General features: G+C 76.1%; 11 protein-coding genes. All 11 read left to right on the forward strand.

The window, feature by feature from the left end; translation table 11 throughout:
* Positions 1-20 precede the first annotated feature (20 nt).
* Entirely contained in the window at positions 21-470 is a 450-nt protein-coding gene (locus tag Sdagh_RS19615) for a phage tail protein (RefSeq protein ID WP_189421890.1), read from the forward strand.
* Positions 470-982 (forward strand): hypothetical protein, encoded by a 513-nt coding sequence (locus tag Sdagh_RS19620; protein ID WP_189421889.1) that lies wholly within the window; start codon positions 470-472, stop codon positions 980-982. The genes Sdagh_RS19615 and Sdagh_RS19620 overlap by 1 nt, the downstream gene beginning before the upstream one ends.
* Positions 979-1,137: a DUF6760 family protein gene (locus Sdagh_RS19625; protein WP_189421888.1), complete on the forward strand. Its 159-nt coding sequence runs from the start codon at positions 979-981 to the stop codon at positions 1,135-1,137. The genes Sdagh_RS19620 and Sdagh_RS19625 overlap by 4 nt, the downstream gene beginning before the upstream one ends.
* A 3-nt stretch (positions 1,138-1,140) precedes the next feature.
* Positions 1,141-5,175 (forward strand): hypothetical protein, encoded by a 4,035-nt coding sequence (locus tag Sdagh_RS19630; protein ID WP_190078039.1) that lies wholly within the window; start codon positions 1,141-1,143, stop codon positions 5,173-5,175.
* 87 nt (positions 5,176-5,262) lie between these two features.
* Positions 5,263-5,688: a phage tail protein gene (locus Sdagh_RS19635; protein WP_189421886.1), complete on the forward strand. Its 426-nt coding sequence runs from the start codon at positions 5,263-5,265 to the stop codon at positions 5,686-5,688.
* A gap of 131 nt (positions 5,689-5,819) precedes the next feature.
* Positions 5,820-6,539 carry a CIS tube protein gene (locus Sdagh_RS19640; protein ID WP_189421885.1) on the forward strand — a complete coding sequence of 240 codons (720 nt, stop codon included), beginning with the start codon at positions 5,820-5,822 and terminating at the stop codon, positions 6,537-6,539.
* The gene (locus Sdagh_RS19645; RefSeq protein WP_189421884.1) at positions 6,539-8,458 is read left to right on the forward strand and encodes a VgrG-related protein; all 1,920 of its coding nucleotides are present in this window, start codon (positions 6,539-6,541) and stop codon (positions 8,456-8,458) included. Before Sdagh_RS19640 ends, Sdagh_RS19645 begins: the two co-directional genes overlap by 1 nt.
* Positions 8,459-8,489: 31 nt before the next feature.
* Complete coding sequence (locus tag Sdagh_RS19650) at positions 8,490-8,942, forward strand: GPW/gp25 family protein (protein ID WP_189421883.1); 453 nt, start codon at positions 8,490-8,492, stop codon at positions 8,940-8,942.
* Positions 8,942-10,900, forward strand: coding sequence for a putative baseplate assembly protein (locus tag Sdagh_RS19655; RefSeq protein WP_189421882.1), 1,959 nt, complete (start codon positions 8,942-8,944; stop codon positions 10,898-10,900). The genes Sdagh_RS19650 and Sdagh_RS19655 overlap by 1 nt, the downstream gene beginning before the upstream one ends.
* Positions 10,897-11,454, forward strand: coding sequence for a phage tail protein (locus Sdagh_RS19660; protein WP_189421881.1), 558 nt, complete (start codon positions 10,897-10,899; stop codon positions 11,452-11,454). Before Sdagh_RS19655 ends, Sdagh_RS19660 begins: the two co-directional genes overlap by 4 nt.
* Entirely contained in the window at positions 11,451-12,839 is a 1,389-nt protein-coding gene (locus Sdagh_RS19665; RefSeq protein ID WP_189421880.1) for an NADase-type glycan-binding domain-containing protein, read from the forward strand. Before Sdagh_RS19660 ends, Sdagh_RS19665 begins: the two co-directional genes overlap by 4 nt.
* Positions 12,840-12,883 lie beyond the last annotated feature (44 nt).

Consider the following 12,883-nt stretch of genomic DNA (forward strand, 5'->3'; position numbering starts at 1 on the left):
CCTAGAAGGACAGCGAACTCATGGCTCTCCCCAAAGCAGAAGACGTACTCGTCGCACCGAATTTCGGTCTCCAGATCGACGGTGTGATGGTCGAGTACCTCAACTCGGTCAGCGGCCTCCAGGTCGAGCAGGACGTCATCAAGTACCAGCAGAACCAGGGCGCCACCGGCCGCAACAACGTCACCCTGATGCCGGGCGTGGCCAAGGACGGCCAGGTCAACGTCGAGCGCGGCGCGAGCCAGTCGGCGGCGTTCACCCAGTGGATCAACGACTCGCTCAACGGCCGGATGGCGACCGCCCGCAAGAACGCCACGATCATCGTGATGGACTACGAGGACAACCCGGTCAAGCGCTGGAACCTGCGCAACGCCTGGTGCAGCAAGATCGTGATGGGCACCCTGAAGGCGGGTGACACCTCTCCGCTCACCGAGACCGTGACCATCGTGTTCGAAGAACTGGTCGTCGAGTAATGCGTCGTTCGGCTGTCGGTGCGCCCAGTGCGAGCAGGGTTGCCGAGGCGCCCGCGGCCGACCGGTCCGCGGCGGCGGGAGCGGAGTTCACCTCTCCGGCTCCCGCCGCCGCCCCGCCGGCGGACGTGGCCCCGCGGCAGACACTGCGCACCGAGTTCCCCTTCGAACTGCCCCGCGGGTACGTGGACGACAGCGGCACGGTGCACCGCGAGGGTGTGATGCGGCTGTCGACGGCGCGGGACGAACTCGTGCCGCTGCGCGACGTCCGCGTCCAGGAGAACCCGGCGTACCTGTCGGTCGTCCTGCTCGGCCGGGTCATCACCCAGCTGGGCACGCTGCCGATGGTGCACGACGGCATCGTGGAGAACATGTTCGCCTCGGATCTGGCGTTCCTCCAGGACTTCTACCGCCAGATCAACGCCGAGGGCCACACCCGGGCGGCGGTGGAATGCCCGCACTGCTCCGAGCCCTTCGAGGTGGAACTCGGCGGGAGCCGCCTGGGGGAATCGTGACGTACGCGACCGACCGGCTGCACGAGGAGATCGCGTACGTCGCCTACCACTTCCACTGGAGCCTGGAGGCGATCCTGGACCTGGAGCACCACGACCGCCGCCGGTACACGGAACAGATCGCGTCCTTCGTGACGCGGTCCGAGGCGGAGGACTGATCTGTGGGGTTCCTGGACCGTCTGCGCGGCCGGGGCGAGCGCCCCGCCGACCCGGCCGTGACACCGGCGACGGGTCCGGCGGCGGCGCCCGCACCGGTGCCCGCCGCACCCGGGCCCGCGTCGGCCCCCGGGCCCGCGTCGGCTCCCGGGCCCGCGTCGGCTCCGGCGGCCGAGGCGGCGCCGGCGCCCCGGGCGGCCGGGTGGCCGGGGCTGCCGCCGATCCAGCGGACCGCGGCCGGACCCTCCGGGGTCGCCGACCGCGGCTTCGGCGGGCGGCTGCCCACCTGGCAGAACCCGTCGTTCGCCCGGACGCCGTCCCTCGGTGTCCTGGACCCCTCACCGCAGCGGCTGCTGCCCTCGGCGCCGGCCGCTCCCACCGCCGGCCCGGTGACCGGCCTGGAGCGGCCCGCGCGGGCCCTGCCCCGGGCCACCGCGGCTCCCGGTACGGGGGTGCAGCGCACGCCGGTGGTGCCTCTGCGGGCCCTCCCGGCGGACCCGCCGGACGCCACCGAGCAGGGGGTACCGGGGGCGTCGTCGCCGTCCCCGGCGGACCGGGCCCCGCGGTCGCGCCCCGCCGTGCAGCGGGCGGCCGTGCCCGCCGTCCCGGCGTCTCCCGTCCTGCCGCCGGCACCGGCTCCGGCACCGCAGCGCGGCGTCCGGGTGACCCCCGCGCCGGCGGCGCCGGCGGCCCGGACCCGGCCCCTGCTCACCGCGCCGGTCGCCGCCCCGGCCGTCCAGCGCAGGTCCCTGCCCGCGGCGCGACGGGAGTCCGCGCCCCAGGGCGTGGCGCCGGCCACCGCGGCGGCCCGGCCGGCGAACCGGGACGGCGGGGACGGCGGCGACGGCGGGGACAGCAGGGGCGGCGGTTCACCCGCCTCCCCCGCGCCCACCGCGCCCACCGGCCCCCTGCCCCTCCAGCGGGCGGTCTCCCGCGCCGGCGACACCGCCCCGGCACCACGCCGTACGGAGGCGCCCGCCGCCCCGCCGGCCGCGCGCCCCGGTGCCCGGACGGCCCCCGCGACGTCCCCGGCCGCCGGTACGGCCCCCGTCCAGCGGGCCGCCGCCGCGCCCGCGGTCCGGCGCCGGACGGCCCCGCCGTCCCCCGCGCCGGACACGACGAACGGGGCGACGCCGCCGGGCGGCGCGGCGCCGGGCCGCAGCACGGCACCGGATGGCAGCACGGCTCCGAGTGGCAGCACGGCACCGGGTGGCGCCACGCCGTCGGGGGTCACGAGCGGCGCCACGCCGCCGAGCGCCGCCGGCGGTGCCACGCCGCCCGCGGTGCAGCGACGGGCCACGGACGCCCGGACCGCGGACGCCGGTCCCCCGGCCGGGCGCGACTCGGCAGCGGGTGACTCCGCCGTACGTGACTCCGCCGCGCCCGGGTCGGCCGCCCCCGGCGGCACACCGCCGGTGGTCCGGCCCCGCACGACCGACCCGGCCCGACCGGACGCGCCCGCCGCGCCCGGCACGCCCCCGCCGGTCCAGCGCCGGGCCACCGCCCGGCCGGCCCCGCAGGACCCGGCCGCCACCTCCGGCAGCACCCCGTCCACGGTCCGGCGCGGGACGGCCCCGCACGACCCGGCCCCCTCCGGCGGCACGCCGCCGGTGCGGCCCGGCACGGCCGACCCCGCGCGGCCGGGCACGTCCGCCACGCCTCCCCCGGTCCAGCGCACGGCGACCGCACCCGTGCAGCGGGCCCCGCAGGACCCGGCCGCCCCCGGCGCCACCCCGCCGGCGGTCCGGCCCCGCACGACCGACCCGGCCCGACCGGACGCGCCCGCCACGCCCGCCGCGCCCCCGCCGGTCCAGCGCCGGGCCACCGGCGCCCGCGACACGAAGCCCCTCGGCACCACCCCGCCCCCGGTCCAGCACCGGACCACCGGCCCCGCGCAGCCGACCCCGAGCGCCCCGGACGCCCCCGGCGCCACCCCGCCGGCGGTCCCGCCCCGCACGACCGACCCGGCCCGACCGGACGCGCCCGCCGCGCCCGCCACGCCGCCCCCGGTCCAGCGCACGGCGGCCAGCCCCGCACAGCCGGGCACGCCCGCGCCGCCCGCCGTCCAGCCCCGCACGACCGCCCCCGGGCAACCGGGCCCGTCCACCGCGCCCCCCACGCCTGTCCCGGTCCGGCGCCGGTCCACGCAACCCCCACGTCCCGGTCCCGCCTCCGACGCGGCGCGGCCGGCCCCCGCCGCACCCGCTTCCGCCACCCCGGAAGCCACCCCTGCCGTCCAACGCCACAGCCCGGCCACCCCGAGCGGCCCCACGTCCACTCCGGCCCCGACGACCCGGCCGGCGTCGCCGCCGTCCGGCCCCTCCACCCCGTCCGGTCCGTCCGGCACGTCCGGCCCCTCCACCCCGCCCAGTCCGCCCGGTCCGTCCGGCACGTCCGGCCCCTCCGCCCCGCCCGTCCAGCGCCTCGCCCCGGACGCCCCGGGCCCCGGCGCGTCGCCCGCCGCCCTCCCGGTCGAACGCCCCCGTACGGCGCCCGCCCCCGGCCCGGCGCGGCACCCGGGCGGCCGGCCCGCCACCACCTCGGACACCACCCCCGCACCGGCCGTGCAGCGCGCCCTCCCGCGTACCGGCGCCCCGTCCGCGTCCGCCTCCTCGCCGGACCCGGCCCCGGTACGGCGGTCCGCCGCCGAGGCGGGCGCCGGGCGTCCGCCGGTGCAGCGGGCCACCGACGTGCCGCGTCCGGCCCGCCGCCCGGGTCTCGGCGCCCCGCTCCCGGCGGTCCCGGCCGTCCCGGCCGTCCCGGCCCCGGCGGACACGGCCTCGCCGGCCGTCCAGCGGCTTCCCCTCGCCTCCGCCCCGGCCGCCTCCGAGCCGAGCCGTACTTCCCCCGGCGGGACACCGGGGCCGAGCCGCACCTCCCCCGGTGACCCGCCGGCGCCCGCCGTACCCCGGACCCCCTCCTCCCCGGAGGCGGCCCCGCACGCCACGGCGTCCACCCCCGGCGCGCCCCCGACCCAGGACGTGCCGCCCCCCGCGCCGGCCGGCCCCCGCGTCCAGCGCGCCACGGTCCCCGACGCCCCCCGCGTCCAGCGCGCCACCCCCGCCACCGCGATCGGCCCCCGGACCCAGCCCGCCTCCGCCCCGGCGCCACCGGCCCAGGGCCCCGCCCGGACCCAGCGGGCGTCGGCCCCCGACGGCCCCCCGGCCCGGCACACCGCCCCGCTCCCCGTCGTGGCCCCCGTGCAGCGCGCCGAAGCCGCCGCGCCCGCGCCGGCCCGCCCCGGCACCCCCGTCCAGCGCGCCTCGGCCCCGGCTTCCGTGCCCCCCGTCGTCACCCCCCGCCGGGACACCGCGCGCCCGGCCGCCCCGGCCCCCCTCGTGGTCCCCGTCCAGCGCGCCACCGCACCGGACGCCCCCGCCGGCACCGGGGCGGCGGTCCCCGCCCTCCCCGTCCTGGGCGGCCTCACGCCCCCGCCCTCCACCGCGTCCCCGGCGCCCTTCCCGCCGGCCTTCTCCGCCGCCGGGCCGGGCAGCCCCCCGGCCGTCCAGCGCCGCACCGCCGAGGGCGCCCCCACCGCCGTACCCCTGCGCACGCCCGCGCCGGCGGCCCCGGCCGGCTCCCCGGCCGCCCCCCTCACGGCCCTCCCGGTGGCCGCCCTCGCCCCGCCCCGCCCGGCGACGCCCCCGTCGCTCCCGCAGGGCTCGGCGGGGACCGCCGTACAGCGCACCCCGCGGCGGTCGGCGGTCGGTGCGCTCGCCGCCGCGGCGGCGGCCACCGTCTCCGCCACGCTGAGCCCGCTCCAGCCGCACCGGAGCGCCGCGGCGCAGGACGCGCCACCGCCGTACAGCGAGACGCCCCCGCTCGGGCACACCTCGGCGGCGGTCTCCGCTCCGGCCCGGCGGGAACCGCCGCCCGCGCCCGCCCCGACGGCGGCCGGCGCCTGGAACCCGAAGGAGCTGACCGACGCCCAGCTCGACGAACTGGTGCACCGGCTCATCGGCCGCATCACCCGCCTGGTCCGCACCGAGCTACGGATGGACCGCGAACGGATCGGCAGACTCCGCGACGACCGCCGCTGACCTCCGGCCCGCCCGGCCGGTCCGACCGTCCCGACCGCACCCGCAGCCCCCGCACCTCCGACCGCTCCGACAGAAAGGCGGCCTTCGATGCCCTCCCGCCAGGACCCGGGTTCCACCATCTGGTTCTCCCTCTCGATCGACGGCCAGAGCCTCGGTTACTGGAACGGGTGCGAGGGCCTGTCGTCGCAGGTGGAGGTCGAGCAGCGCCAGGAAGGCGGCAACAACGGCTTCGTGTGGCAGCTGCCCACCCGCATCACCTTCTCCAACGTCCGGCTGACCCGTCCGCTCACCCCGGACACCACGAAGGTCGCCAAGTGGATCTCCTCCGTGCAGACCGGCATCAAGCGCCCCACCGGCACCATCGTGGCCCGGCGCGCGGACGGTTCGGAGGTCGCCCGCTGGGGGCTGCTGGAGGTCCTGCCGGTGAGCTGGCAGGGACCGTCCTTCGACCCCGGGGGCTCGGCCGTCGCCACCGAGGTGCTGGAGATCGCCCACCACGGCTTCACCGACTGAGCGCGACCACCGGAACCACCGGACCAGCAGGCCCACCGGAACCCCGGGCCCACTGGGTCCGCCGGAACCCCCGAATCCACCGGAACCACCGGACCATCAGAGCCAGCGGAACGAAAGGAGCGGCACACCCCATGGCCAAGAGCAGCGGCGCAGGCAAGAGCCTGGTCCACGCCACCCTCGCCATCCACGAGCCGCCCACCGGTGACAGCACCTCGCCGGGCGCCCTCATCAAGAACTTCTCCTTCCAGTTCAACCCGGCGCAGCTGACTCTGTCCCGCCGCGCCCACTGGAAGGACTCGGACTCGGCGATGACGCGGAACGGACCCGTGCCCGAGTTCATGGGCCAGGTGCCCCGCGAGATGGCCGTGGAGATCTTCCTGGACTCCTCGGACGAGCCCAGCAGCAACAAGGTCCTCAAGCAGGTCGACTCCCTGCTGGACTGCTGTGTGACGACGACCAAGAGCCTGGCCACCAAGAAGCCCTCACCGCCCTGGGTGATCTTCCAGTGGGGTTCCTTCTCCACGGCCCGGTTCGCCGCCTACGTCAGCTCCGTCCAGGCCTCCTACACCCTGTTCGGCACGTCCGGCGTCCCGATCCGCGCCACCTGCCAGCTCCAGCTGCACGAGCTGCCGCACGCCACCGAGGGCCAGAACCCCACCTCCGGCGCGCTCACCGCGCAGCGCGTGCACCGCGTCGTCGCCGGCGACTCCCTCCAGTCGCTGGCCTGGCAGGAGTACGGCGACGCCTCCGCCTGGCGCGCGATCGCCGAGGCCAACGAGATCGACAACCCGGCGCACCTGCCCACCGGCACCGACCTCCTCCTGCCCGCCACCGAGGAGGTGCGTCGCTGATGCCGCCGCTGTCGTACTCCAACATCATCCAGGTCAAGATCAACGGCATGGAGCTGCGCAAGACGATCGCCCCGCTGCTCGTCGAGGGCTGGGTCGACCAGGGCGTCGGCGTCCCCGCCGCCTTCCGCCTGACCTTCCGCGACCCCAACCGGACCCTCCTGAAGCGGCTCGGCGTCACCTTCGGCACCAAGGTGGTCCTGACGCCCGTCGCCAACGGCAAGGGCATCTCCGACCCGCTGCTGACCGGCGAGGTCACCGCCCTGGAGGCCGACTACGACGGCACCGGCTCCTTCACCGTGATCCGCGGCTACGACCTCGGCCACCGCCTGCTGCGCCAGCGCCGGGTGGCCGCGTACACCAACCAGACCGCCTCCTCGATCGTCCGCAAACTGGTCGGCCTCAACGGCGTACCGGTCGGCCGCATCGAGTCCACGAAGACGCCCTACGAGTTCATCAGCCAGGGCAACGTCACCGACTGGGACTTCATCGCCCGGCTCGCCGACGAGAACGAGATGGTGATGTCCCTGGACGCCAAGGGCAAGTTCAACTTCGTCTCGCCCACACCGTCCTCCGGCGCGCCCTCCCCGCAGACCGACCCCGACAAGACCCCGTTCGTGCTCCAGGCCCGGCACGACATCCTCCGGCTGCGCACCGCCGTCACCGCCTCCGACCAGGTCGCCAAGGTCGAGTCCCGCGGCTGGGACGTCAACCTCGCCAAGGAGATCGTCGCCACCGCCCCCGCCATCACCAACCCCGGCTTCGACATCGGCACCACCCCCGGCGGCGCGGCCCGCTTCTTCAAACCGGCCAAACTCGTGGAGACCGCCACGCCCTACGACAAGCAGGCCGAGGTCAAGTACGCCGCGAACGCCCTCGCCGACGACGTCACCTCCGCCTTCGCCGAACTGGAGGTCGCCGTCCGCGGCAACCCCAAGCTCCGCCCCGGCGTCCCGGTGGCCCTCGCCGAGACCGGCCCGCCCTTCGAGGGCAAGTACACCGTCACCTCCGTCCGCCACAGCTTCGGCGACGGCCAGCACTACGAGTCCGCGCTCACCGTCAGCGGCCGCCAGTGGCGCTCCCTGTACGGGCTGGCCTCCGGCGGCACCGGGACCGCGCCCAGACTGCCCAGCGTCGCCAACGCCGTCGTCACCGACGTCACCGACCCGCTCAAGCGGGGCCGGGTCAAGCTCAAGTTCCCGTGGCTGGACGACACCTACGTCAGCGACTGGACCCGCTCGGTGCAGCTCGGCGGCAAGGGCGGCGGCGGCTTCTTCCCGATGGACGTCGGCGACGAGGTCCTCGTCGCCTTCGACCGCGGCGCCCTCGACCACCCCTTCGTCATCGGCGGCCTCTACAACGGCCGCGACAAGGAGACCAAGAACGACGTCCAGCTGTACAGCGGCGCCCGCAACCAGGCCAGCCGGCACACCATCTCCGACCGCACCGGCAACCGCGTCGACCTGCTCAGCGCCAAACTCGCCCGCAAACAGGGCGTGCGCATCAAGTCCGGCGACGACAAGCTGACCATCAACCTCGACCGCGCCCAGACCGAGATCAGCATCGACAGCAAGGGCACCGTCAAGATCACCGGCAGCCGCTCGGTCTCCGTCCAGGCCGGCACCAGCCTGTCGCTCAGCGCCGGACGCTCCCTGACCATCAAGAGCGGCGGCCCGATCAGCATCCAGGGCGGCAGCATGATCAACATGCGCAGCGCCGGCCAGATCGGCGTGAACGCCGGAGGCGCCCTGAACATGGTGGCGGGCGGCGCCGCGACCCTGACCGGCGGCGGCGCCACCAGCATCACCGGCGGCGGCACCCTCCAGCTCAACTCCGCCTCCACCAGGGTCGTCGGAGCGAGCTTCTCCGTCCTGGCACCCTCGTTCAAGGTCATCACGATCCCCGTGCCGGGTGCGTCATGAACCGTCCCCGAGGAAGGCAGGAGGCACCCTGATGGCCGAGCAGTTCGTCGGATCGGGCTGGTCGTTCCCGTTGCGCATCGGGCCGACCGGCGGCATCGCCCTGGTCAGCGGCGAGAAGGAGATCGAGGAGGCCATCCGGCTGGTCCTGTCGACCGCGCCCGGCGAACGGCCCATGCGACCCGACTTCGGCTGCGCCATCCACGACCTCGTCTTCGCCCCCGTCAACGAGGAGACCGCCGGCCGCATCCAGCACGAGGTCTACCTCAGCCTCGACCGCTGGGAGCCGCGCATCGAGGTCCAGGACGTCGAGGTCTCGGTCGGCGCCGAGGAGAGCACCCTCCTCATCGACGTGCGCTACTCGATCCGCGGCACCAACAACCCGCGCAGCCTCGTCTTCCCGTTCTACGTCATCCCGTCCCACGAGGAGCCGGGCACGTCCACCCCGTCCGACGGGCCCGGCACCCTCCCCGAAAGCGACCTCTGATGCCCCTGCCCTCCCCCAACCTCGACGACCGCCGCTTCCAGCAGTTCGTCGACGACGCCAAGCGCTACATCCAGCAGCGCGCCCCGGAGTGGACCGACCACAACGTCTCCGACCCCGGCGTCACCCTCGTCGAGACGGTCGCGCACATGGCCGACCAGATCGTCTACCGGCTCAACCGGGTACCGGAGAAGAACCACCTCGCCTTCCTCGACCTGGTCGGCATCACCCTCTTCCCGCCGACCGCCGCCCGCACCGACGTCACCTTCTGGCTCTCCGCACCCCAGGACGAGGCCGTCTCCGTGCCGGTCGGCACCGAGGTCGCCACCCTGCGCACCGAGAACGAGGACGCCGTCGTCTTCGCCGTCGAACGCGACCTGCGCATCGTCCCCAGCGCCCTGCGCCACCTCGTCGTCCAGCAGCGCGGCCAGGCCGTCACCGACCGCACCCACGACCTGGCCGAGGGCACCGACATCCTCTGCTTCGCCGAGTCGCCACGCCCCGGCGACTGCATGCTCCTCGGCCTCACCGCCGCCGTCCCGCACTGCGCCGTCGTCCTCGAACTCGACAGCCGCGTCGACGGTGTCGGCGTCGACCCCCGCCAGCCGCCCCTGGTCTGGGAGGCCTGGACCGAGGACGGCTGGCAGCCCTGCGAGGTCGACCGCGACGGCACCGGCGGCCTCAACCGCCCCGGCGAGGTCATCCTGCACGTCCCCGGCACCCACGTGCTCTCCCGCACCGGCGGCCACGAGGCCGGCTGGCTGCGCTGCCGCGTCACCGAGCCCCTCCCCGACCAGCCCTTCTACACCACCTCCCCGACCGTCCGGTCCGCCGAGGCCTGCACCATCGGCGGCACCACCCACGCCATCCACGCCGAGACCGTCTACGACGAACCGCTCGGCGAGTCCACCGGCCTGCCCGGCCAGCGCCTGCGCCTCGAACACGCCCCCGTCGTCGGCGACACCCCGCCCGTCCTCCTCCAGAGCGCCGAACACGACGGCTGGCAGGATTGGGAGGTCGTACCGCACTTCGCGGGCTCCCGCCCCGACGACCGGCACATCACCCTCGACCCCACCACCGGCGAGATAGCCTTCGGCCCCGCCGTCCGCGAACCCGACGGCGGCCTGCGCCAGTACGGCATGGTCGCCCCCAAGGGCGCCGTGCTCCGCGCCCGCCGCTACCGCACCGGCGGCGGCCGGGCCGGCAACGTCGCCCGCGGCGCCGTCCGCGTCCTGCGCACCTCCATCCCCTTCGTCAGCGAGGTCACCAACCGCGAGGCGGCCCGCGGCGGCGTCGACGGCGAGACCGTCGAGGAGGCCAAGGTCCGCGCCCCTATCACGCTGCGCGCCCAGGAACGCGCCGTGACCCTGCGCGACTACGAGGAACTCGCCCGCCGCGCCGCCCCCGAGACCGCCCGCATCACCTGCCTGGAGGGCGAGGAGAGCGAACACGGCGCCTACGCCGTCCGCGTCCTGGTCGTCCCCCAGGCCGTCCCCGACCCCGGCGGCCGGCTCCGCTTCGAACAACTCGTCCCCGGCGACGCCCTGCTCGAACGCATCACCCGCTACCTCGACCAGCGCCGCCTCATCGGCACCCGCCTCGCCGTCGGCCCGCCCTACTACCAGGGCGTCACCGTCGTCGCCACCCTGCACGCCTTCCGCGCCGCCGACACCGACCGGGTCCGCCGCCAGGCCCACGACGCCCTCTACCGCCACCTCGACCCGCTCACCGGCGGCGCCGACGGCAAGGGCTGGCCCTTCGGCCGCCCCGTCCAGGCCGGCGAGATCTTCGCCGTCCTCCAGCGCGTCCCCGGCGTCGAACTCGTCGACGAGGTCATCCTGCACCCCGCCGACCCGCTCACCGGCAAGCGCGGCGACGCCACCGACCGCATCGACCTCGACCCGCCCTCCCTGGTCTTCTCCTTCGACCACCGGGTCCGCGTGATCGGGGACGACCGGTGAGGGGCTCCATCGACGGCCTCGGCTCCTCCGCCCCCATCGGCCTGATGCTCCCGGCCGTCTTCGCCGACGACGACCTCGCCCAGCGGTTCGTCGGGGGCCTCGACGACACCCTCGCGCCGATCCTCAACGTCCTGGACTGCCTGCACGCCTACTTCGTGCCGTCCCTCGCCCCCACCGACTTCACCCGCTGGCTCGGCGACTGGATCGGCGCCGAGACCGACGGCACCGAACCCGAGGACCGGCTGCGCGCCACCGTCGCCGCCGCCGCCGCGCTGCACCGGGTCCGGGGCACCCGGCGCGGCCTGTCCGAAGCGGTACGGCTGGCCTTCGGCGTCGTACCGGAGATCACCGAGAGCGGCGGCGCCGACTGGAGCGCCCGCCCGCTCGGCCCGGTCCCCGGCGACCGCCGCCCGCACCTGCACGTCGCCGTCCGCCTGCCCGACCCGGCACCGGCGGACACCCACCGCCTGGACGCCCTCGTCGCGGCGGCCCGCCCCGCCCACATGCCCTACACGGTCCAGGTGACCGCCGCCGAAAGGACTCCGGAGAGATGACCACGCAGAACTGCGCGGAATGCGGCACCCGCGCGGAACCGGGCCAGTCGTTCTGCGACGCCTGCGGCTCCGTCCTGAGCTGGGACTCCTCGCGCTCACGCTCCGCCTCGTCGAACGCCGAGTCCACCGCCGGCCGCACCACCACCGCCGCCCCCGCCGGCCGCACCCCCGCCGCCCCCGCCGCGGCGACGGCCGCCCCGGCCCCCGCCCGCGCCCAGGACGAGTCCCCCGCCCCCCAGTGGGCCAGGGACTCCGCGACCGCGCAGACCCCCGCACAGGACCCCCAGAACTCCTACGGCACCTTCGCGGACGCCGACCCGGCACCCGCGCCCGCCCCCACCCGCGACACCCCCGGCGACCGCCCTGCCCCCGCCCCGGAGCCCCCCGCCGGCCCCGACGACACCACCCCCACCGCCCCGACCCCCACCGCACCCCAGCCGCGGAACCCGGCCCCCGCCCCGGCCCCGGCCCCCGACATGAGCGACACCATGGCCCACCGGGCCCGCTCCCTCCTCGTCCCCGTAGCCGACCCCGAGGCCCGGACCGTCCCCGCGGACCCCGCCGTCGCCCCCGTCCTGCCCGGCCGCCCCGTGGCCGACCGCCCCCAGGTCCGCTCCCTGGGACCCCAGGACGGCGAGAACGGCCCGCCCTGCCCCTGGTGCGCCACGCCCAACCGCGTCGACCGCCACTACTGCAACCGCTGCGCCATGCCGCTGGCCGGCGACGAACGCACGGACGCCCGGCCGCTCCCCTGGTGGCGCCGCCTCTTCCGGGGCACCCAGGAGACCCCCTGGGCCGGCGACCGCCCCCGGCTGCGCCGCACCTTCGACCGGATCGGCACCTGGATCTGGGCCGCCATCGCCGTGACCGCGGTGATCCTCGGCATCATCTACATCCCGGACGGCATCCAGGCCACCCGCGACCACTTCGCCAAGCGCGCCCCGGTCACCCCGGACTCGGTCAAGGCGTCCCGCTCGTACCCCGGCCACAAGCCGGAACTCCTCTTCGACAAGCTCAGCAACACCTGGTGGGGACCGGGCGTCACCCAGTCCGGCGAGGGCCAGTGGGTCGAGGCCCGCTTCAGCGAGCCGGTCCGCCTGCTGGACGTCCTCATCACCTCCGGCACCTCCAGCCGCCCGGAGCACCTCCAGGAGTCGGCGCTGCCGCACCGCGTCACCGCGAAGATCACCATGAAGGACGGCACCACCAAGACCCGCAGCCTCACCCTGGACCAGGCCGCCGGCGCCCAGAAGCGCTCCTTCCGCGTCGGCGAGGTCACCGCGGTCCGCTTCACCATCGACACGTCGTACGCCATCTCCGACAAGAAGCAGGTGGCCCTCGCCGAGATCGAGTTCTTCAGCCGCTCCACCGGCGACGGCTCCTGACCGCCCCCGCTCACACGAAACGGCTCCCCGCCTTCCTTTCGAAG

Source organism: Streptomyces daghestanicus, from assembly GCF_020521275.1.
Lineage (GTDB): Bacteria > Actinomycetota > Actinomycetes > Streptomycetales > Streptomycetaceae > Streptomyces > Streptomyces griseoviridis.